The organism is Variovorax sp. F042, assembly GCF_057814215.1.
The window spans coordinates 57,466-78,396 of record NZ_JBVASX010000007.1; the positions used below are offsets into that span (position 1 = coordinate 57,466).

General features: G+C 68.0%; 22 protein-coding genes and 1 tRNA gene. 12 read left to right on the forward strand and 11 right to left on the reverse strand.

The annotated features are described in order from the left end of the window. The first annotated feature begins 3 nt into the window (after positions 1–3). The 4 genes from ACZYSP_RS21575 (at position 4) to ACZYSP_RS21590 (ending at position 4,063) form a co-directional block, all read left to right on the forward strand. Positions 4–864, forward strand: a complete 861-nt coding sequence (locus ACZYSP_RS21575; protein WP_489016459.1) for a phosphate/phosphite/phosphonate ABC transporter substrate-binding protein — start codon at positions 4–6, stop codon at positions 862–864. Next, a complete protein-coding gene (locus ACZYSP_RS21580; protein ID WP_489016461.1) occupies positions 830–2,035 on the forward strand; it encodes a ferritin-like domain-containing protein in 1,206 nt (401 codons plus the stop codon). The genes ACZYSP_RS21575 and ACZYSP_RS21580 overlap by 35 nt, the downstream gene beginning before the upstream one ends. A gap of 13 nt (positions 2,036–2,048) precedes the next feature. Beyond that, the gene (selB, locus tag ACZYSP_RS21585; protein WP_489016463.1) at positions 2,049–3,956 is read left to right on the forward strand and encodes a selenocysteine-specific translation elongation factor; all 1,908 of its coding nucleotides are present in this window, start codon (positions 2,049–2,051) and stop codon (positions 3,954–3,956) included. Between the two features lie 14 nt (positions 3,957–3,970). After that, positions 3,971–4,063, forward strand: a tRNA-Sec gene (locus ACZYSP_RS21590). Positions 4,064–4,210: 147 nt separating this feature from the next. On the opposite strand, the gene selD is transcribed toward ACZYSP_RS21590, so the two are convergent. Continuing rightward, the gene (selD, locus tag ACZYSP_RS21595; RefSeq protein ID WP_489016465.1) at positions 4,211–5,278 is read right to left on the reverse strand and encodes a selenide, water dikinase SelD; all 1,068 of its coding nucleotides are present in this window, start codon (positions 5,276–5,278) and stop codon (positions 4,211–4,213) included. Between the two features lie 83 nt (positions 5,279–5,361). On the opposite strand from selD, the gene ACZYSP_RS21600 reads away from it, so the two are divergent. Genes ACZYSP_RS21600 through mnmH form a run of 5 tightly spaced genes read left to right on the forward strand, consistent with a single transcriptional unit; the run spans position 5,362 to position 9,772 of the window. Further along, entirely contained in the window at positions 5,362–6,219 is an 858-nt protein-coding gene (locus tag ACZYSP_RS21600; RefSeq protein ID WP_489016467.1) for a putative selenate ABC transporter substrate-binding protein, read from the forward strand. A gap of 10 nt (positions 6,220–6,229) precedes the next feature. Continuing rightward, a complete protein-coding gene (locus ACZYSP_RS21605; RefSeq protein WP_440532419.1) occupies positions 6,230–7,045 on the forward strand; it encodes a phosphonate ABC transporter ATP-binding protein in 816 nt (271 codons plus the stop codon). After that, positions 7,042–7,872 (forward strand): PhnE/PtxC family ABC transporter permease, encoded by an 831-nt coding sequence (locus ACZYSP_RS21610; protein WP_489016470.1) that lies wholly within the window; start codon positions 7,042–7,044, stop codon positions 7,870–7,872. The genes ACZYSP_RS21605 and ACZYSP_RS21610 overlap by 4 nt, the downstream gene beginning before the upstream one ends. Beyond that, entirely contained in the window at positions 7,869–8,669 is an 801-nt protein-coding gene (gene phnE, locus ACZYSP_RS21615) for a phosphonate ABC transporter, permease protein PhnE (protein WP_093077384.1), read from the forward strand. Before ACZYSP_RS21610 ends, phnE begins: the two co-directional genes overlap by 4 nt. Before the next feature lie 32 nt (positions 8,670–8,701). Further along, on the forward strand, positions 8,702–9,772 hold the full coding sequence (gene mnmH, locus ACZYSP_RS21620; RefSeq protein WP_093077385.1) for a tRNA 2-selenouridine(34) synthase MnmH: 1,071 nt from the start codon (positions 8,702–8,704) through the stop codon (positions 9,770–9,772). Here mnmH and fdhD read toward each other — a convergent pair. The 6 genes from fdhD to modB form a co-directional block, all read right to left on the reverse strand. Next, positions 9,706–10,623 (reverse strand): formate dehydrogenase accessory sulfurtransferase FdhD, encoded by a 918-nt coding sequence (gene fdhD / locus ACZYSP_RS21625; RefSeq protein ID WP_489016473.1) that lies wholly within the window; start codon positions 10,621–10,623, stop codon positions 9,706–9,708. The two genes, mnmH and fdhD, sit on opposite strands and share 67 nt — an antisense overlap. A 31-nt stretch (positions 10,624–10,654) precedes the next feature. After that, a complete protein-coding gene (locus ACZYSP_RS21630) occupies positions 10,655–10,942 on the reverse strand; it encodes a hypothetical protein (protein ID WP_093058009.1) in 288 nt (95 codons plus the stop codon). Positions 10,943–10,970: 28 nt separating this feature from the next. Then, positions 10,971–13,331: an FdhF/YdeP family oxidoreductase gene (locus ACZYSP_RS21635; RefSeq protein ID WP_489016475.1), complete on the reverse strand. Its 2,361-nt coding sequence runs from the start codon at positions 13,329–13,331 to the stop codon at positions 10,971–10,973. 84 nt (positions 13,332–13,415) lie between these two features. After that, the gene (locus tag ACZYSP_RS21640; protein WP_489016477.1) at positions 13,416–14,207 is read right to left on the reverse strand and encodes an ABC transporter ATP-binding protein; all 792 of its coding nucleotides are present in this window, start codon (positions 14,205–14,207) and stop codon (positions 13,416–13,418) included. Beyond that, on the reverse strand, positions 14,204–14,953 hold the full coding sequence (gene modA, locus ACZYSP_RS21645) for a molybdate ABC transporter substrate-binding protein (protein ID WP_489016479.1): 750 nt from the start codon (positions 14,951–14,953) through the stop codon (positions 14,204–14,206). The genes ACZYSP_RS21640 and modA overlap by 4 nt, the downstream gene beginning before the upstream one ends. A 28-nt stretch (positions 14,954–14,981) precedes the next feature. Continuing rightward, positions 14,982–15,665 carry a molybdate ABC transporter permease subunit gene (modB, locus tag ACZYSP_RS21650; RefSeq protein WP_354337702.1) on the reverse strand — a complete coding sequence of 228 codons (684 nt, stop codon included), beginning with the start codon at positions 15,663–15,665 and terminating at the stop codon, positions 14,982–14,984. A gap of 109 nt (positions 15,666–15,774) precedes the next feature. On the opposite strand from modB, the gene ACZYSP_RS21655 reads away from it, so the two are divergent. Continuing rightward, entirely contained in the window at positions 15,775–16,017 is a 243-nt protein-coding gene (locus ACZYSP_RS21655) for a hypothetical protein (protein ID WP_093077393.1), read from the forward strand. Between the two features lie 5 nt (positions 16,018–16,022). Continuing rightward, positions 16,023–16,682, forward strand: a complete 660-nt coding sequence (locus tag ACZYSP_RS21660; protein ID WP_307616234.1) for a nitroreductase family protein — start codon at positions 16,023–16,025, stop codon at positions 16,680–16,682. Here ACZYSP_RS21660 and tsaA read toward each other — a convergent pair. Together tsaA and ACZYSP_RS21670 are read right to left on the reverse strand one after the other, a co-directional pair. Continuing rightward, positions 16,643–17,137: a tRNA (N6-threonylcarbamoyladenosine(37)-N6)-methyltransferase TrmO gene (tsaA, locus tag ACZYSP_RS21665; RefSeq protein WP_440532426.1), complete on the reverse strand. Its 495-nt coding sequence runs from the start codon at positions 17,135–17,137 to the stop codon at positions 16,643–16,645. The two genes, ACZYSP_RS21660 and tsaA, sit on opposite strands and share 40 nt — an antisense overlap. Then, the gene (locus ACZYSP_RS21670) at positions 17,134–17,481 is read right to left on the reverse strand and encodes a winged helix-turn-helix domain-containing protein (RefSeq protein ID WP_093058016.1); all 348 of its coding nucleotides are present in this window, start codon (positions 17,479–17,481) and stop codon (positions 17,134–17,136) included. The genes tsaA and ACZYSP_RS21670 overlap by 4 nt, the downstream gene beginning before the upstream one ends. Before the next feature lie 113 nt (positions 17,482–17,594). On the opposite strand from ACZYSP_RS21670, the gene ACZYSP_RS21675 reads away from it, so the two are divergent. Then, positions 17,595–18,137 (forward strand): molybdopterin-dependent oxidoreductase, encoded by a 543-nt coding sequence (locus tag ACZYSP_RS21675; protein ID WP_143042636.1) that lies wholly within the window; start codon positions 17,595–17,597, stop codon positions 18,135–18,137. 12 nt (positions 18,138–18,149) lie between these two features. Here the strand turns inward: ACZYSP_RS21675 and ACZYSP_RS21680 are convergent, their stop codons facing one another. Then, entirely contained in the window at positions 18,150–19,847 is a 1,698-nt protein-coding gene (locus tag ACZYSP_RS21680) for an OFA family MFS transporter (protein ID WP_489016484.1), read from the reverse strand. Positions 19,848–19,983: 136 nt separating this feature from the next. Then, the gene (locus ACZYSP_RS21685) at positions 19,984–20,928 is read right to left on the reverse strand and encodes a LysR family transcriptional regulator (RefSeq protein ID WP_307616237.1); all 945 of its coding nucleotides are present in this window, start codon (positions 20,926–20,928) and stop codon (positions 19,984–19,986) included. Between the last annotated feature and the right edge of the window lie 3 nt (positions 20,929–20,931).

Here is a 20,931-nt window from a genome sequence, read left to right on the forward strand (position 1 = left end):
CTCATGCCGGAACCGACACTGATCATGGGCGCTGTGGCCTACGCGCCCAAGGTCGTCACCATCTGGGAGGGCTTCAAGACCTTCTTCGTGAAGAACGGCCTGCCCTTCGACTACGTGCTGTATTCGAACTACGAAAGCCAGGTCGAGGCGCAGTTCGACGGCACGCTGCACCTGGCGTGGAATTCGCCGCTGGCCTGGGTGCGGGCCGACCGCATCGCGCGCAGCCGCGGCCAGCAGGTGCAGGCCGTGGCGATGCGCGACACCGACTGCGACCTGCGCTCGGCCATCGTCGTGCGTGCCGACAGCCCGGTGCAGTCGCTGGCCGATCTGCGCGGCAAGACCGTCGGGCTGGGTGCGCTCGATTCGCCGCAGGCCACGCTGATCCCGCTCGACCACCTGCGCACCGAAGGCCTGGTGAAGTCGCGCGACTTCCAGGTGCGCTACTTCGATGTGCTGGGCGGCAAGCATGGCGACCACATCGGCGGTGAACGCGATGCGGCCATCGCGCTGATGGCCGGCGAAGTCGACGCCTGCTGCCTGATCGACGGCAACCACCTGGCCTTCGGCCTCGACGGCACGCTGCCTTCAGGCAGCACGCGCGTGCTCGCGCGCACCGGTGCGTACGACCACTGCAACTTCACCACCAGCCCCGGCGCGCCGGCCGCGTTGATCGACCGCTTCGTGTCGCTGCTGATGGCGATGCGCTGGGACGACCCGCAGGTGCGCCCATTGCTCGAACTCGAAGGCCTGCGCGAATGGCGCGCCGGACGCACCAGCGGCTACGCGCTGCTCGAGCGCGCGGTGGACGACGAGCATTTCTATGACGGCGATGGCCGCATCAGCAACCCCGACTATCGATATTGAGTCGCTCGGCCTCGACCAGGGTGCCCTGCTGCTCATTCGCCGCGCGCTGGCTGAAAGGCCGGTGGGCGGCGAGCTGCGCGTGCGCGGGCAATCGCCGGACTGGCAGATGCACCTGGAAGCCTGGTGCCGCAGCCAGGGGCATCCGCTGCGCTTCGAGACGGCGGAGGAGGCTTTGGTCACGCGCGGCCCGCATGCCGAAGGCCGCTGGCTCGGCGCGCAATCGACCGGCGCTGCGCAGGGCGACGCCAACGGCTCGCCCGCCGAAGACGCCGCGCCCGGCTGGGGCCTGGCCGCGCGCGGTGCCACGGTGGAGGCCGGCAGCCCGCCCTTCTTCTTCGCCCTGCATCGCCGCGACGAAGTGTGGGCCGCGACGGCGGGCGAGCTCTACCGGCAGGCAGCAGCAGCCCAATGGGACCCGGGCACGGCCATCGAGTGGGACGCGCCCTTCGACCTGTCGCCCGCCGTGGAAGCAGCGGTCGTGCAGGTGATGACCTATCTCATCGAAAACGAGAATGCCGCGCTGCTGGTGCCGGCGCGCCACCTCGGGCAGATCCATCCGCATTTCCGCGAGGTGCTGCAGTTGCTCGCGCTGCAATGCTCGGACGAAGCGCGGCACGTCGAAGTCTTCACGCGCCGCGCCACGCTGCGCGGCCACCAGCCCGCGCTGTCGACGGCCGGCGGGCAGGCCTCGCTGCGCACGCTGTTCGATGCGCCCGATTTCTCCGTCGCCACCTTCCTGCTGGCCGTGCTCGGCGAGGGCAGCTTCGTGAACCTGCTCAACTTTCTGCAGGCGCACGCGCCAGACCCGGTGACGCGGCAGATCGCACGGCTGACGGCGCGCGACGAGGCACGCCACGTCGCCTTCGGCATGGCGCATCTCGAATACCGGCTCTCAGTGCAGCCCGACTACCAGGCGCGGCTGCGCAACGCCATCGAGGTGCGCTACGACACGCTGGCCAGCACGGCGGGCCTCAACGAGGAGGTGTTCGACGCGCTGGTGCTGCTGGCGGCCGGCGAACTCTCGCCCGCTTCCGTCGCACGCGGTCACGCGGCCGTGCAGCAACTGCAGCGCGACATGGCAGCCGGACGGCGTTCGCGCCTCGCGCGGCTGGGCTTCGACCGTGACGAGGCGCAGCGGCTGTCCGAGCTGCACACCCGCAACTTCATGTGACGACGCCCCCACGATGATCATCGGCACCGCAGGCCACATCGACCACGGCAAGACCACGCTGGTGCGCGCGCTCACCGGCGTCGACACCGACCGGCTGCCCGAGGAAAAGCGCCGCGGCATTTCCATCGAGCTGGGCTACGCCTACCTGCATGCGCCCGATGGCGTGTCGCTCGGCTTCGTCGACGTGCCCGGCCACGAGCGCCTGCTGCACACCATGCTGGCCGGTGCCACGGGCATCGACCACGCACTGCTGGTGGTGGCTGCCGACGACGGTGTGATGCCACAGACGCGCGAGCATCTGGCGGTGGTGGCGCTGCTGGGCGTTCGCGAGGCGACTGTGGCCATCACCAAGATCGACCGCATTGACGAGGCCGTACGCGAAGCGCGGCTCGCCGAGGTACGCGCGGACATCGCCACGCTGCTCGCGCCCACGCCGCTTGCGCAGGCGCCCATGCTGGCGGTGTCGGCGACGACCGGCGAAGGCATCGATGCGTTGCGGGAGCGGCTGCTCGACGTGGCGCGCCAGGAGCACGCGCGCGAAGACGACCTGGCGTTTCGCCTCGCCGTCGACCGCGCCTTCACGCTGTCGGGCGTCGGCACCGTGGTCACAGGCACGGTCTTCAGCGGCACGGTGCGCATCGGCGACGAACTGCGCGTGGTGCCCGGCGACCGCACGGTGCGCGTGCGCGGCATCCATGCGCAGAACCAGAAGGCCGAATCGGCGCGCGCGGGCCAGCGCTGTGCGCTGGCGTTGGCCGGCGTCACCAAGGACGAGATGCATCGCGGCGACTGGATCTGCACACCGTCCATCGCGCTTGCCACCGACCGCATCGACGTGCTCCTCACGCTGTGGCCCGACGAGGCCAAGCCTCTGCGCTCAGGCGCGACGGTGCACGCGCACCTCGGCGCGAGCGATGTGATGGCGTCTGTCGCGCTGCTCGACCGCGATGCGCTCGCGCCCGGCGAGACGGCATTTGCACAGCTGGTGCTGCGGGAAGCAGTCGGCGCATGGCATGGCGACCGCGGTGTGTTGCGCGATGCCTCTGCCACGCGCACCGTGGCCGGCGTGCGCGTGCTCGATCCGTTCGCGCCGGTGCGCTATCGCCGCACGCCCGAGCGCCTGCGCACGCTGGCGGCCTGGGCCATCGACGACCGCGATGCGCGCGTGGCCGCGCTGCTGCACAACGCGCCGCTGGGCATCGACATCGCACGGATGGCGCGCGCTCTCTCGCTGGCCGATGAAGGTGCGATGCCGCTGCCCGGCGACGCCGTGCGCATCGACCACACGGCCATCGCGCAGACGCATCTGGACATGCTTGAAGAACAGATCACCGGGCGCCTCGCAGACTTCCATCGCACCGCGCCAGACGAAGTCGGACCCGATGCGCGCCGCCTCAAGCGGCTGGCCGGGCCACGCGCGGACGACTCGCTGTGGCGTCACGCGCTCGACGATCTGGTCGCGCGCGGTGCGCTGGTGCGCAGCGGCACCTGGCTGCATCTGCCGGACCATGCGGCACGCCTCGGCGAAGCAGAACAGAAGCTCGCACAGAAGCTATTGCCCAGGCTGGCCGACGGCGGCTTCGATCCGCCATGGGTGCGCGATCTTGCGAAGGACTGCGCGGTGAGCGAGCCGATGGTGCGGCAGACGCTCGCGAGTCTCGCGCGGCGTGGCGAGACCTTTCAGGTGGTGAAGGACTTGTACTATCCGTTGGCGACCATCGAGCGGTTGGCGGCGTTGGCGCGCGATTGCCTCGATGGCCCTGAAGGCTTGCAGGCTGCGAGTTTTCGCGATGCAACGGGGCTGGGACGCAAGCGCGCAATCCAGTTGCTCGAATTCTTTGACCGTGTGGGCTATACGCGGCGCGTGAAGGACACGCACCTGCTGCGGCCCGATACGACGTTGTTCGGGGCGAGGCCGTGAACGACAAGAGTCATGGGAGGGGATCGTCCCTGGTGGGGCGGCTGGGCTTCAAACCCAGTGGGTGGCGCCAGTCGTCGCCGGGAAGGTTCGACTCCTTCCCCCTTCCGCCGTCGAGCGGGCATTCGCCTGCTGCGCGGTCCGATCTTGCACTTGCGATGCTCGACGTACCCATGTACGTCTGCGCTTCTCGGCGCAAGCTCGAACCGCTCGCGACGGCGACTGCCCACTCGACGAGTCGGCATAGGACCGCTCTGTCAGGGCACCACGCGCAGCGAGGGCTCACCGGCCTCTACACGACCAATGACCGCCGCTTGCGCAAAGCCTTCGTCGCGGAAGATCTTCAGCACGGCATCGACCGCTTCAGGCGCGCAGCTCACGAGCAGGCCGCCCGAGGTCTGCGGATCGCTCAGCAGGTTTTGCGTGGTGGCGTGCAATCCGGCTGCGAGCTCCACGTTGGCACCGTAGCCCGCCCAGTTGCGCCCCGAAGCGCCGGTGACGAAGCCTTCGGCCGCCATCGCCAGCACGTTCTCCAGCAATGGCACCTTCGACCATTCGACCACCGCGGTGAGCCCGGCGCCGCGCGCCAGTTCGAGCGTGTGGCCGGCCAGGCCGAAGCCTGTGACGTCGGTCAACGCATGCACGCCGCCCAGGGCCGACAGCGCGATGCCGGGCGTGTTGAGCTTCGTCGTGTTCTCGATCAGCTGGCGATAGCCGGTCTCGGAGAGCTGTTCTTTCTTGAGCGCGGCCGACAGCACGCCAACGCCCAGCGGCTTGCCCAGCACCAGCACGTCGCCCGCCTTCGCATCGGCATTGCGCCGCACGCGGTCGGGGTGCACGAGGCCCATGGCGACGAGCCCGTAGATCGGTTCGACCGAATCGATGGTGTGGCCGCCGGCAATCGGGATGCCGGCTGCGCGGCACACGTCCTGCCCGCCGCGCACGATCTCGGCGATCACTTCCACCGGCAGCTGGTTGATCGGCATGGCCACCAGGGCCAACGCCATGATCGGGCGCCCGCCCATCGCGTACACGTCGCTGATCGCGTTGGTCGCGGCGATGCGGCCGAACTCGTAGGGGTCGTCCACGATGGGCATGAAGAAGTCGGTGGTGGCGATCAGCGCCTGCTGGTCGTTGAGCCTGTAGACCGCCGCGTCGTCGGCGGTCTCGATGCCCACCATGAGCTCGGGCGGGATCATGCCGCCCGCATGGTTCTTGAGGATCTGCGACAGCACGCCGGGCGCGATCTTGCAGCCGCAGCCGCCACCATGCGAAAAACTCGTGAGGCGCAAAGGCGCGAGCGGATTCATGAGCGTTGGGTTCATGGGCCGATTATCGAAGCGGCCCTGCTTTCTACAATCCCGTCCTTTCCTTTCCCACACCCGCTGCACGTTTTCGAGGCACATCCATGAAGAAGACTCTCACCCAGGTGGCGCTCGCGCTGGCCTTTTCCGCCGCCAGCTTCGGCGCTCTCGCCCAGGGCGTGCTGCGCGTCTCGGCCATTCCCGACGAAGCCCCCACCGAGCTGCAGCGCAAGTTCACACCGCTGGGCGACTACCTCAAGAAGGAAACCGGCATGGACGTGCAGTTCACGCCCGTGACCGACTACGCCGCCGTTGTCGAAGGCCTGGCCACCAACAAGATCGACCTGGCCTGGCTCGGAGGCTTCACCTTCGTGCAGGCACGCATTCGCACCAACGGCGGCGCGGTACCGATCGTGCAGCGCGCGGAAGACGAGGTGTTCACCAGCAAGTTCATCGTGCCGGTCGACAGCACCGCCAAGACGCTGGCCGACCTGAAGGGCAAGACATTCGCCTTCGGCGCGCCCTCGTCCACCTCGGGCAGCCTGATGCCGCGCTACTTCCTGCTGCAGGCCGGCATCAACCCCGAGAAGGACTTCAAGACGGTCGCCTTCTCGGGCGCGCATGACGCCACGGTGGCCTTCGTGGCCGCATCGCGCGCCGAGGCAGGCGTGCTCAACGCATCGGTGTGGGACAAGCTGGTCGAGTCGAAGAACCCCAACGCCGCCAAGGTGCGCGTGTTGGCAACCACGCCGACCTACTACGACTACAACTGGACGGTGCGCCCGGGGCTCGATGCGGCCATTACCAAGAAGCTGACCGACGCGTTCCTGAAGCTCGACCCGGCCAACCCGGCGCAGAAGGAAATCATGGCGCTGCAGCGGGCTAGCAAGTTCATTCCGACCAAGTCGTCGAACTACGACGGCATCGAGACGGCGGGCAAGTCGGCTGGCCTGATCAAGTGAGTTTGCGCGGATGAGTTTTTCGCTGGAAGGCGCGGGTGTCGTGCACCCCAATGGCCAGCGAGCGCTGGCCGGGGTGACGCTGGCCGCGCACGACGGCGAACGCATCGCCGTCATCGGGCCCTCGGGCGCCGGCAAGACCACGCTGCTGCGCGTGCTCGGCGCGGCGCTGCGGCCCACGGAGGGCGAGGTTCAAGCCTTGGGCGCCAGGCCTTGGCAATTGCCAGCCGCGGCACTGAAGAAGCTGCGCGCCCGCATCGGCACCGTGCACCAGTCGCCGCCGATTGCGCCGCGCCTGCGCGTGGTCACAGCCGTGCTCGCGGGTCGGCTCGGCGAGTGGTCGACACTGCGCGCGCTGGGCTCGCTCTTCCATCCCTCGGACATTGCCGGTGCGCACGAAGTGCTGTCGCGCCTGTCGCTGGAAGACCGCCTGTTCGACCGCTGCGACCGCCTTTCGGGCGGCCAGCTGCAGCGCGTGGGCATTGCGCGGGCCCTGTATCAGCGCCCCGCCCTGCTGCTGGCCGATGAGCCTGTGTCCGCACTCGACCCCACACTGGCCGACGCCGCCATCGGCCAGCTTGTCGCGCAAAGCGAATCGACGGGCGCCACGCTGATGGCCTCGCTGCATGCGGTGGACCTCGCGCTGCGCTGGTTTCCGCGCATCGTCGGCATGCGCAACGGGCAGGTGATGTTCGATCTGCCCGCCGCGCAAGTAACAGCCGCGATGCTCGACGCGCTCTATGCGAGCGAAGGCGGCATCGCAACGCAGCGGCCGCAGCCGGCAAGTGCGGCAATGGAAGCGGCTTTCCATCGGCCGGACTGCCCTTGACGAGCACCGCCATCGCCCAACGCGACCCGCACGCCGCGCGCCGGCTGGCCGGGTGCGTCGCCGCGCTCGTCATCGCATGGCCGATGCTGGCGCTGTCCGAATTCAAGCCGTGGGCGCTGTTCGCCGGCGGCAACCTCGCGGTCATCGGCGGCTTCCTGGCGGGCTTCTTTCCACCCGACGGCTCAGCCGCCTTTCTCGCGCTGCTCTTCAAGGCCACGCTCGAAACGCTGGCGATGGCCACGGCCGGCACCGCGCTGGCGTTGCTGATCGGCGCGCCGCTGGGCTTCGTGACGACACGCGCTCTCTCCATCTCGCGCATTGGCCCAGGCCCCGGCCGCGTGCAGGCGGGCATCGTGCGGCAGGCCGCGCGCTGGCTGCTGATGGTGCTGCGGGCGATTCCCGAAATTGTCTGGGCGCTGCTCTTCGTGCGCGCGCTCGGGCTCGGTCCCGCCGCGGGCGTGCTGGCGCTGGCCATCACCTACGGCGGCATGCTGGGCAAGGTCTACGCCGAGATCCTCGAATCGACCGACACACGCCCCGCGCGAGCCCTGCTCGAAAGCGGCAGCGGCCGGCTCGCGGCGCTTTGCTATGGGCTGCTGCCGAACACGGCGCAGGAACTGGCCTCGTACACCGTGTACCGCTGGGAATGCGCGGTGCGTGCGTCGGTGGTGATGGGCTTCGTCGGCGCAGGCGGACTGGGGCAGTTGATGGACCAGTCGATGAAGATGCTCAACGGCGGCGAGGCCAGCAGCATCCTGCTGGTGTTCCTGGCGCTCGTGCTGCTGGCCGACCTGCTGAGCAATGCGTTGCGGAGGCTGCTGGCATGACGACGATGCTGCCCCCACGCCCGCCGCCCTGCTGGCGTTGCCGCATTGCCCTGCTGCTGATCGGTGTGGCGGTGATTGCGAGCTTTGTCTACCTGGGCATCGATTACCGCGCGCTGGGCTCGTCGGAGTCGCTGCGGCTCATGGGCAAGTTCATCGCCGAGTTCTTCCCGCCCGATGTGTCGCCCGAGTTTCTCTCCAAGGTCGGCAATGGCGCGTTGCAGACGCTGGCCGTGTCTGCCCTTGGCACGGTGCTGGCGGCCATCGCGGGCGCGGTGCTCGCGTTGCCGGCCTCGGGCCGCGCCGGCTGGCTGCCGCGCCACGTGGCGCGCTTCGTTCTGAACTTCTTGCGCAGCGTGCCCGAACTCGTGTGGGCCGCGCTGATGGTGCTCGCCGCCGGCATCGGCCCTTTCGCTGGCGCGCTGGCACTGTCGCTGCACACCACGGGCGTGCTGGGCCGCCTGTTTGCCGAAGCGCTGGAAAACGCCCCGCGCGAACCCGAGCACGCGCTGACGCTCTCAGGCGCCAACCCCGTCACCGCCTTCAGCTACGCCAGCCTGCCCATCGTGCTGCCGCAGTGGGTGGCCTACGCGCTCTACCGCTGGGAGATGAACATCCGCATGGCAGCCGTGCTGGGCTTCGTGGGCGGCGGCGGGCTGGGGCAGCTGCTGTACTTCCACTTGTCGATCTTCCAGCAGCAGCAGGCGATGACGGTGCTGATCGCGATGTTCGTGCTGGTCACGCTGGTGGACTTTGCGAGCGCTCGCTTGCGCCGTGGCCTTGGACCTGCATACGCCTGAGTACCCGACAATCGGGGCATGAGGTTCCTGCCATGAGTCATCGCCAGCCCGTGCGGGTCGGCGACCGCCACGCCTTCGATACGCTGATCGACGCCCGCTCCCCGGCCGAGTTCGCGCTCGACCACATTCCCGGCGCCATCAACTGCCCCGTGCTCGACGACGAGGAGCGCCGCATCGTCGGCACTGTCTACGTTCAGACCGGCGCCTTCGAAGCCCGGCGCATCGGCGGCGCGATGGTCGCGGCCAACATCGCGAAGCATCTGCGCGACACGCTGGCCGACCGGCCCGAGAACTGGAAGCCGCTGGTCTACTGCTGGCGCGGCGGCATGCGCAGCGGCTCGATGGTCACCTGGCTGCGCCTGGTCGGCTGGGACGCGCAGCAGCTCGCTGGCGGCTACAAGAGCTTTCGCCGGCACGTGATCTCGCAGATCGACACGCTGACCCCGAAGCTCGACCTGCGCGTGATCTGCGGCGCTACCGGCAGCGCAAAGACGCGCGTGCTGCACGCGCTGGCCGCGCGCGGCGCGCAGGTGCTCGACCTGGAAGACTTCGCCAGCCACAAGGGCTCGCTGCTCGGCTCGCTGCCGGGCGTGGCGCAGCCTTCGCAGAAGCACTTCGAAACGCTGATCGCGGCGGTACTCGAAACCGTCGATCTTTCGCGCCCGCTGTATGTAGAGGGCGAGAGCATCCGCATCGGGCGGCTGTCGCTGCCCTTGTCGCTGGTGGCGCGGATGCGCGCTGCGCCGTGCATCGAGGTGGCGGCCACGCCCGAGGCACGGCTGGCTTATCTGCTGCGCGACTACGCCTACCTCGGCGACGACCGCGAGGCACTGGCCGACAAGATGGGCGTGCTGAAGGAAATGCAGGGGAAGGAAACGGTGGCGCGCTGGCAGCAGTGGGCGCATGAGGCGGATCTACCGCATCTGTTTGCGGAGCTGATGGCGCTGCACTATGACCCGCATTACCAGAAGTCGCAGGAGCTGCACTTCAAGGCCTGGGTGCAGCGCCGGAGCGTGGTGGCGGAGGACTTGTCGGATCAGGGGATCGAGGCGGTGGCTGATGCCGTGCTGTCGCTCGAAAAGGGTGCGAGTCCATCGGCATAGAGCACACCGCGCGGCGCGCGGCACAGCCCCCAGAAGCGAAGGCCGCAGAGCTCGGCCATGCGCACCCCCATCGAGGTTGGCGCAGAAATGGTCGCCATCGCAGCGATGCCCAGGCGCGCGCACTTGCGCACGAGCTCGTGACTGCCTCGGCTGGACATCAGCACGAAGCCCGGTTCTTCGAGGCGCCCTGCCAGCGCGAGCTTGCCGAGCAGCTTGTCGAGCGCGTTGTGACGGCCGACGTCTTCCATCAGGTCGGTGAGTTCGCCGTCGACCGTGGCCCATGCTGCGGCATGGATCGCGCCGGCTTCGGCGTTGAGGACTTGGCGCGGCGACATGGCTGCGAAGGCGCGCAGCACTGTCACCAGGTCGACGCGTTCGATCCAGTCGCGCTGTGCCACGCGCTGCGGTGAGAGATCGAGCCCCGCGAAGCTCTCGACGCCGCACACTCCGCAGCCGGTACGGCCGGCAAGGCTGCGGCGGCGGTCTTTCAGGCGTTCGAAGCTGCGGGTGGAAATTTCAAGCTGCACCTCGATGCCGGGCATGCCTTCGGGCAGGCCGGCATCGGAGGCATCGACCGTCTGCACTTCGATGCCGCGGCAGTCGGCGGCGGTATCGAGGATGCCTTCGCTCAGCGCGAAGCCGAGCGCAAAGGCTTCGAGGTCTTGCGGCGTGGCCATCATCACCGCGTGCGAGACGCCGTTGAACACCAGCGCGACCGGCACCTCGGCCGCCAGGGTGTCGTCGCGCACCACGCCTTCGGGCCCAACGCCGCGCTCGCCGAAGACATGCACGGCATGCCGAGAGAGCGGCGGCAGGGTGTCTTCGGAATCGGCGAGGTCTGGCTGCGACATGGTGGCTCCGGGTGGGCCTGCCATTGTCGGCTCAGTCGCCCATTTCGTCTTCAGGGGGCAGCGTTTGCACCTGCGCCCGTCCGGGCTCCTGGAGGTGTGCGACCCAGCGGCCGTCCTGCTGCTCCACGCGCACCCAGCCGGGGCCGCGCACGCCGCCAATGGCCGCATCGCCCATCAGCGTGAGCCGGCGCATCAGCACACTTGCGCCCTGCCCTAGCCGCTTGCCGAGGCGCGGCAGCGAAACGCCGGCATCATCCGGTGCCTGCGCGAGCATGCGCAGGATCGCCACGGAAAGGTCGTCCTGGAGCAAGGCGCTCATCTGATCGCCTGCGCAGCGGCCCGGTGGCTCATGCAGCCACCATCCCGTCCGCCTGGTCCTCCGCCAGCTTCTGGATCGGCAGCTCGTGCGGCACCAGCACCACGGGAATCGACTTGGAGGTCGGCGTGCCCGCGTTCTCGGCCACCGACGACAGCGGCACCAGCGGATTGGTCTCGGGGTAGTAGGCTGCGATGTTGCCGCGCGGGATGTCGTAGGCCACCAGCTTGAAGCGGTCGGCGCGGCGCTCCTGGCCGTCGTTCCACACGGTCTGGATGTCGACCCAGTCGCCGTCCTTCATGCCGAGCTTGTGGATGTCTTCCTTGTTGATGAACACCACGCGGCGCTGGCCGAACACGCCGCGGTAGCGGTCGTCCATGCCGTAGATGGTGGTGTTGTACTGGTCGTGCGAACGCGTGGTCAGCAGCGTGAAGACGATGATGTCGCCCTTCTTCGCGAAGCGCGCGCGGGCGCGGTGCGAATGGGTGTCCAGCGGCACGGCGTGCGTGAAGAACACGGCCTTCTTCGACGCGGTGTTCCACACGCGCTCGCTTGCGGTGTTGCGCAGGCGGAAGCCGCCGGGGTGCGCCACGCGCGTGTTGAAGTCCTTGAAGTCGTCGAACACGGCTTCGATCTTGTCGCGGATGCGCGCGTAGTCTTCGACGAGCCACAGCCACGGTGTCTTGCTGCGCGCGCCGATGGTGGCGGCCGCGAGCCGCGCCACGATGGCCGGCTCCGACAGCAGGTGCTGCGACGCAGGCGGGTTGATGCCCATCGAGATGTGCACCATGCTCATGGAGTCTTCCACCGTCACGCCCTGCGGGCCGGCGGCCTGCATGTCGATCTCGGTGCGGCCCAGGCAAGGCAGTATCAGCGCCTCGCGTCCGTGGACCACGTGGCTGCGGTTGAGCTTGGTGGTCACGTGCACTGTCAGGTCGCACTGCTGAAGCGCCTTCCAGGTCTGGTAGGTGTCGGGCGTGGCGGCCGCAAAGTTGCCGCCGAGCGCGAAGAACACCTTGCCCTTGCCTTCGAGCATGAGCCGGATGGCCTCGACCGTGTCGACGCCGTTCTGCCGCGGCGGCTCGAAGTCGAACACCTTCTGCAGGCGGTCGAGCAGCGCTGTCGGCGGCTTTTCCCAGATACCCATGGTGCGGTCGCCCTGCACGTTGCTGTGGCCGCGCACCGGGCATGCACCCGCGCCTTCGCGGCCCATGTGGCCGCACAGCATGAGCCAGTTGCCGATCATCTGGATGGTGGCGACCGAATGCTGGTGCTGCGTGATGCCCATGCCCCAGCAGGCAATGACCCGCTTGGCCCCCAGGTACACGTCGGCTGCGGCGCGGATCTGCGCTTCGCTCAGGCCCGACTCCTGCACCAGGATGTCCCACGACTCGGCGCGCAGGTCAGCCGCCAGCGCCTCGAAGCCAGTGGTGTGCGTGGCAATGAATTCATGGTCGAGCACCGAAGGCTCGCCGCGCGCGACGGCTTCGTCTTCGCGCTCGATGACGTGCTTCATCATCCCCTTGATGACGGAGAAGTCGCCGCCCACGCGCAGCTGGAAGTAGTGCGTGCTGATGGGCGTGGAGCCCATGGTCGCCATCTCGAGCTTGTCTTGCGGATCGGCAAAGCGCTCCAGGCCGCGCTCGCGCAGTGGGTTGAAGCTCACGATGCGCGCGCCGCGTTTGGAAGCCGCGCGCAACTCGCCGAGCATGCGCGGATGGTTGGTGCCGGGATTCTGGCCGAAGATGAAGATCGCGTCGGCCTTCTCGAAGTCGTCGAGCGTGACCGTGCCCTTGCCCACGCCGAACTGCGGACGCATGCCGCTGCCGCTGGGCTCGTGGCACATGTTCGAGCAATCGGGAAAATTGTTGGTGCCGTACTCGCGCACGAACAGCTGGTACAGAAAGGCCGCTTCGTTGCTCGCACGGCCCGAGGTGTAGAAGATGGCCTGGTTCGGGTCGGGCAGCGCGTTCAGATGCTTCGCGATGCGCGCGAAGGCATCGTCCCATTCGATCGGCACGTACTTGTCGCTGGCCGCGTCGTAGGCCATGGGGTGCGTGAGGCGGCCTTGGTCTTCGAGCCAGAAGTCGCTTTGCTCGGCGAGTTCGGCCACGGTGTGCTTTGCGAACAGCTCGGGGCCGGCGCGGCGCGCGGTGGCTTCGGCGGCCACGGCCTTGACGCCGTTCTCGCAGAACTCGAAGGTCGAGGCATGGTTGCGGTCAGGCCAGGCGCAGCCGGGGCAGTCGAAACCGTCGGGCTGGTTGGCCGACAGCAGCGTCTTCGCGCCCTTGATGGGAATGTCCTGCCGCAGCAGCGCGGTCGTCACGCTGCGCAGTGCGCCCCAACCGCCCGCAGGGCCCTTGTAAAACTCGATCTTCTGCTCACTGCTCATGCCGGCGAGTGTTCGCCGTGGGCCTGCGGAGCGTCAAATTGAATCGGGACATGCGGCGATTCAAAAAGGAAATGAAGCGGGGTCTCAGGCGCCTCGCGTGTCCTGCATCAGCAGCCCACGCAGCTTGCTGCGCAGCGGCGTCTCTTCGACAGCCTGCACGCCAGCGATATCGCGCAGCGCGAAATCGCGGCTTTCTGCGTTGTGCAGGTCGATCTCGCGCACCACCTGCCCGTCCTTGTAGACGAAGGCCACGTCGGCCAGCGCGAGCACGTCCTCGATGTCGTGCGTGATCATCAGCACCGGAATGCCCCACTGCCTGCGCACCTGCGCGAGCTCGTTGCGCAATTCCGCGCGCAGCATGGGGTTGAGCGCGGCAAAGGGCTCGTCGAGCAGCAGCACCTGCGGCTCGCAGGCCAGCGCGCGCGCGAGTGCCACGCGCTGCTGCTGGCCGCCTGACAGGTTCTGCGGCCGGCTGTCGGCCAATGCCGCGAGGCCGAAGCTTTCGAGCAGGGCGTGCACGCGTTCGGCGTCTTTCGCGGCCGGCTTGCGGCGGTGCCATGCGGTCAGCCCGAAGGCCACGTTCTCGCGCACGCTCAGGTGCGGGAACAGCGCGTAATCCTGGAACAGATAGCCGGTGCGCCGCGCCGGCGCGGGCACGTCGATGCCCTGGGCCGAGTCGTACAGCGTGCGGCCGTCGAGCCGCACGTGGCCCGACGAAGGATGCAGCAGGCCGGCAATGGCCTGCAAGGTCAGCGACTTGCCCGCGCCCGACGGGCCGTAGAGCGCGGCAAAGGGCACGTCCGTCGCGAAACGCACCGCCAGATCGAAGCGCCGGCGGCCGTCGGCCACCGTGAGCTTCAGATCTACGTCGATCATGGCTTGCCGAATCCGTAGCGCGTGAGCACTTCCTGCGCGGCAGGCGTCGAGAGGAAGGCGATGAAGTCGCCGGCCGGCGCTTTCTGCTTGCTCTCGGCGACCACGGCGATGGGGTAGGTCACGGGTGTGTGGCCAGTGGGCGTGAAGGCGATCTTCACCTTGTCGCCGGCCACGGCTGCGTCGGTGCGGTAGACGAAACCGGCCTCGACTTCGCCACGGCTCACGTAGTCGAGCACCTGGCGCACGCTGTCGGCCTGCACGAACTTGGGTTCGAGCGTGGTCCAGAGGTTGGCGTTGTCCAGCACCTGCTTGGTGTAGCGGCCGACCGGCACGGTGGCGACCTTGCCGACGGCGATCTTCTTCACGTTGGCGCCGCCCAGGTCCTGCAGCGTCTTGAGGCCCACGCCTTCCTTGGCCGGTTCGATGAGCACCAGGCTGTTGGTGACGAAGTCCTTGCGCGTGGCGGCGTCGATCGCCTTTTGCTCGACGCCGCGGTTCATCGTTTCCTGGTCGGCGCTGGCGAACACGTCCACCGGTGCGCCCTGGCCGATCTGCTGCAGCAGCACACCCGAGGCCGCGAAATTGAAGCGCACCGTGGCACCCGTCTTGGCAGCCTCGAACTTGGGGCCGATTTCCTTGAATGCGTCGGTCAGGCTGGCAGCGGCAGACACGGTGATCTGCTGCGCGCTAGCGGCCAGCGGCAGGGCGAGTGCAAGAACCAACGACAGAAGGCGGAACGGACGCATGGGCAACTCCAGATTATTGAAAATGAAATCAGCGAAGAGAAAAGAAGCGGTTCGACAGCACCAGCACGGTGATCGACAGCAGCGAAGTCACGATGACCAGCAGCAGCGCAAGGTCGTCGTGCCCTGCCTGCACCGCGTCATAGATGGCCATCGAAAGCGTCTGCGTCTGCTTGGGGATGGAGCCGGCCACCATCAGCGACGCGCCGAATTCGCCCATGGCGCGCGCAAACGCGAGCAGCGTGCCGGCCAGGATGCCGGGCCAGGCAAGCGGCAGCGTGACGCGCAGGAAAACCGAAAACGGCGACTGCCGCAGCGTGCTGGCCGCGGCTTCGAGCGAGCGGTCGACGCCCGAAAACGCCGCGCTGGCCGACTTGAGCACCAGCGGCAGCGCAACCACGGCCGAGGCCACCACGGCGCCGTGCCAGCTGAAGATGATGGTGTAGTCGAGGTGCTCGCGCAGCCACGCGCCCAGCGGGCTGCGGCGCCCGGCCGCCACAAGAATCGCGTAGCCGATCACCGTGGGCGGCAGCACCAGCGGCAACATGAACACGGCCTCGAGCACTGTGGCGCCGAAGAACTTCCTGCGTGCGAACACCCAGCCCAGCGCCACGCCGACGATCAGTGCCAGCAGGGTCGCCACGGCGGCGACCTTGAGCGACAGCACCAGCGGAAACCAGTCGGTCGAAGCGATGAGCGAGTTCGTCGTGTTCATGAAAATACGGCGAGATTGTTACACGATGAGCCCTAAGGTTCTCACGGGGGGTGCGCAAAGCCATGAGTCTTCATATACTGAGGAATACAGCGTAGGAGACATACCACCCATGCGCCCTTCCATCCACGACACCGTTGTTCGCTCGATCTCCGGCCGGCCGGAGCTTCGCCACCATGTGACGCAGGTGCAGGAATGGCGCATCGAGCGCGCCATGGATGCAGAGGGCTTCGTGCTGTCCATCACCGGCCCCGATGGCGCGAGCCAGTCCTTCTTCGTGGCAACGGCCGACGCCGGCGACATCGGCGAGGTGCTGCGCCGCCAGGCGGTGTGGGTCGACCACCGGGAGCAGTGACGCGCATGTGGCGGCACATGACGGGTGCGGAGCGCATCCTCGAAGTTTTGCTGACGCGGCGCTCGGTGTCGCCGCGTCGCCTGCAGCCGCCCGGCCCCAACCCCGATGAACTCGACGCGATCCTCCAGGCCGGCCTGCGCGCGCCCGACCATGGCGGCCTGCATCCGTGGCGCGTGATCGAGTTCCGCCCGCAGAACCGCGAAGCGCTGGCCTGGTGCTTCGAGCAGGAAAAACTACGGCGCGATCCACTGGCCAGCTCCGCCGACCTGAAGCGCGCACGCGAACATGCCACTCGGCCGCCGCTGCTGCTGGGCTTCGTGGTGTCGCCGCGCGAGCGCAGCAAGATCCCGGCGCGCGAACAGTGGCTGAGCGCGGGCGCGGCGCTCGGCAATCTGCTGAGCGCCGCGCACCAGCTGGGCTACGGCGCCATCGTGCTGAGCGGCGAACGCTGCTTCGACGAGACGCTGGCGCGGCAGGTGGGCGTACAGCCGGGCGAATACCTCGCGGGCTTCATCAGCATGGGCAGCATCGGCGAAGCACCGCCGCAGGCGCGCGAGGTGCTGTCGCAGAGCGTGTGGTCGTGCTGGCAAGGCTGGCAGGACCCACCGGAAAACGCCCCGCCCAATCAGCCCATCCTGCCGTCGGAGCGGGTGCGCGGCAGCTGATCGAGCCTGGCGCCGAACCAGCCGATGCGGTCGGTCTCGCGCACGTCGAACTTCGGCACATAGGGCTTGATGTCGAGCACGGGCGTGCCGTCCATCATGTCGTTGCCGCTGAAGTGCAGCGTGGTGCCCTCCACCGAGGTGAGCCGCACGATCGACAGGCCCAGCCGGTTCGGCCTTGCGGGCGCGCGCGTGGCGAAGACGCCGTGCGATGCGTTGTCCAGAAAGGGCACCACCTCCAGGCGCTCGTGTGCGCACTGGTGCAGGTGGGTGATGAGGATCAGGTAGTCGAAGCCTTCGATGTCGCGCAGGCCCGGCGCGAACTCGGCGAACACTTCGACGCGCCCCGTTTCTTCGGGTGCGCCGGCCGTCTGGATCGGCATGCCGGTGGCCTCCGTGAAGCGGCTGCGCACCAGGCCGACCGGGCGGCAGACGACATCGGCGGCCTCGGAGCTCATGGCGCCAGCAGGCGCGTCAGCGCACGAATGTCGGCCGCCGTGGCAAGGCGCGCCGCGTTCTCGATGGCCCGGTAGTGCTTGACGATTTCCTCGCCCACCGGCGTCAGCGCCGTGCCGCCGCCGCGCGAGCCGCCGGCGGCGGTGTTCACGGCCGGCGAGGCCAGCGACTGGTTCATCTCGTCGATCAGCATCCAGGCCCGGCGATACGACATGCCCAGCAGCCGGGCGGCCGCCGAGATCGAGCCGGTCTCGGCCACGGCTTCGAGCACGGCGATCTTGCCGGGGCCGATGGCGATGGTGTCGTCCCGGTAGACGCGCAGACGGAACTGGACTTTGGATTTCATGTTGGCGCCAAGCGTAAACCAATGCGGGCCGCCATTGTCCGCCCGCGGTGGGCGGCCGTCGCTATGCAAGAATGAATACGACGCTACCCGTCCTGGGGAAACGAGGAGTTCCAGTGAAAGACCGCACCCTGTTCCTGTTGTCCCTGTTGACCGTGCTCGCAGGTTGTGCCGGCGGCAGCCCACAGACAGGCGCCATGACGCCGCACGTTACGGCCGCCACCAACGAAGGCATCTCGCCCTCCTTCACCGTCTCGGGCATCGTCGGCAAGCGCGCCACCTTCGACCTCGCAGCCCTGCAGGCTCAGCCCGCCGTCACGCTGACTGTCGGCAGCAACACCTACACCGGCGTGAGCCTGTGGACCCTGCTGAACGATGCGTCGGTCGGCCTCAAGCCGGACACCGCGGTGCGCAACCCGGTGCTCTCGATGTATGCGGTGGTGGTCGGCAGCGACGGCTACCGTGCGGTGGTCTCGCTCGCGGAGATCGCACCCGAATCCGGCAACCGCATGGCGCTGGTTGCCTACAGCCTGAACGGCACGCCGCTGGGTCGCAACGGCATGGCGCGGCTGGTGGTGGCCGGCGATGTGAAGCCGGGCCGTTCGGTGGCCCGGCTGGCGGCGATCGAAGTGTTCGCCGCACAGCCCTCGGGCCGCTGATCGCTCGGAGGATCAGCCGAAGAACTTGGCCGCGCTGATCAGGGTCTTGTAGACGCCCCAGGCCAGCGGAATGCCCACCGCCACCCAGGCCAGCGCCACCACCGCCGGGCTCACCGTATCGGCACGGCCCGAGCCGCTGCCCACTTCGGCTGCCGAGGCCTTCTCGTGCGCCAGCTTCTTCTCGACGGCCAGTTCGTCGTCGGTCATGAAGTGCTTGTCGGCCACCGGACGCACCAGCAGGTTGGCGATGAAGCCGATCACCAGCATGCCCACAAGGATGTACATGGTCTGGTTGTAGACCTGCTCGCGCGGCAGGCCCAGGCCCAGTTGGTACTCGCGCATGTAGTTCACGACCACCGGGCCGAGGATGCCGGCCGTGGCCCACGCCGTGAGCAGGCGGCCGTGGATGGCGCCCACGAACTGCGTGCCGAACAGGTCGGCCAGGTAGGCCGGCACCGTGGCAAAGCCGCCGCCGTACATCGACACGATCACGCAGCAGGCACCCACGAACAGCAGCTTGCTGCCCGCGCCGGCCGACGAAGGAATGCTCGCGTACAGGATGCCGCCGAGCACGAAGAACACCGTGTAGGTGAGCTTGCGGCCCAGCTTGTCCGACAGGCTGGCCCACACGAAGCGCCCGCCGATGTTGAACAGCGACAGCAGCGCCGTGAAGCCGCCCGCCACCACCGCGATGGCCGCGAGCTGGGTCTTGTCGAGCTGGCCGTACTTGGCCGGCAGGTCGATCAGCGCACCGCCGAACACTTCCTGCAGCATGGGCGAGGCCATGCCGATCACGCCGATGCCGGCGCTCACGTTCATGCACAGCACCAGCCACACGAGCCAGAACTGCGGAATGCCCCAGACCTTTTTCACATGCACGTGGCGCTGCGTGATCATGGTGTTGGTGGTCTGTGCCGGGGGCGGCGTCCAGCCTTCGGGCTTCCAGCCCGAGGGCGGCACACGGTAGCCCAATGCGCCGGCCATCATGAATACGAAGTAGCCCAGCGCCATGACCACGAAGGTCTGCATCACGCCCACGTCAGTGGCGGTGCTGAAGCGCTTCATCAGGTCGACCGCCAGCGGCGAGCCGATCATCGCGCCGCCGCCGAAGCCCATGATGGCCATGCCGGTCGCCATGCCGCGGCGGTCGGGGAACCACTTGATCAGCGTGCTCACCGGCGAGATGTAGCCCAGCCCCAGGCCGATGCCGCCGATCACGCCCGAGCCGAGGATCATCAGCCAGAACTGGTGCAGGTAGATGCCCACCGCCGACAGCAGCATGCCGCCGCACCAGCACAGCGCCGACACCACGCCGGCCTTGCGCGGGCCCGCGCGTTCGAGCCAGCCGCCCCACAGGGCTGCCGAGCAGCCGAGGAAGACGAAGAACAGGGTGTACATCCAGCCGAGCGTGGCCACGCGCCAGTCGCAATTGGTGGCGAAGAGCTCGGCGAAGAAGCTCATGTCCTTGGCGCAAGCTTGTGCGCCGGTGCCGGCAGTGCCGAGCGCCTTCGACAGCGGCAGCCAGAACACCGAGAAGCCGTACGCCATGCCAATGCACAGATGAATGGCCAATGCAGCCGGCGGAACCAGCCAGCGATTGAAGCCGGGGCCCGCGATGATGCGTTCTTTTTCCAGGAAGCCGGGTTGCGTCTGCGCCCCTCCCCCAACGACGCGTTCTCCATCGAGAACGCCTGCAGATGAACCTGCCATATTTCTCCTTGTTCGCCGGATGTGTAAGTTATTGCTAATCCGGGTCGCGGAGTGTGAGCTAACGGTTAAATCTCCGTCAAATTCGATCAGGGCATGGCCTGATTCAATAACTAAATGATTAGGCCTTTGGTTCCTGTCATTCGCCGAGCGCACCGCTGTGCTGCTGCAACTGCTCCTGCCACTCGGGCGTCTGCAGGAAAGCCAGCGCCGCTTCGAGCGCACGCGAAGCGCGCACGCCGTCCTGCGTCATGAAGCCGATGGGCGTACGCACGTCCGGCGCCATCAGCGGCAGCGCTTCCAGCTCACGATGGCTTCGCACGGCCGCGACCATGCCGCCGGGCAGCACGCTGTTGACCGTGCCCGCGCTCACCGCCAGCGCCAGCGCGAGCACCGAATTGGTCTCGATGGCGGGCATCACAGGCACGCCGGCTTCGCGCAGCGCCTGGTCGACGATGGCGCGGTTGTGCATGTCGGACGTGAGCAGGCACAGCGGCAGCTTGCCCGCCTCGGCCCACGAAATGGGCTCGCCGATGCGCAGTTCATCGGTCGAAGCCTTTTTAGCGCGGCGCAGCAGGAAGTAGTGCTCGATGCTCTGCGGCCAGGCCGTGAGCTTGATGCCGGGCAGGTGCATGCGCTCGGTGTAGCCCAGCGCGAGGTCGATCGACAGGCTTTCGAGCCCCGTCTCCAGGTCCTGCGAACTCATCGACAGCACGGCCGGCACGATGCCCGGGTGCCGCTGCTGCAGCATGGCCGCAAAGCGCGAGAGCATCGGTATCGCCGTGGGCACTGCGGCCATGCGCAGGCGGCCGTGCGGGTTGTCCACGTCGCTGCGCAGTTCCTGCAGCAGCACTTCGTTGTCGCGCAGCATGCGTTGCGCCGTGGCGAGCACGCGCTCGCCCTCGTGCGTGAGGCCGACATACACGCGGGCGCGCTTGACGATGACGACGCCGAACTCGGTCTCCAGCGCACGCAGTGCATTCGACAGCGCAGGCTGCGTGATGTGGCAGGCCTGCGCCGCGCGGCCGAAGTGCTTGTGCTCGTTCAGCGCTACCAGATAGCGCATCGAGGCGAGCAGGTTCATCGA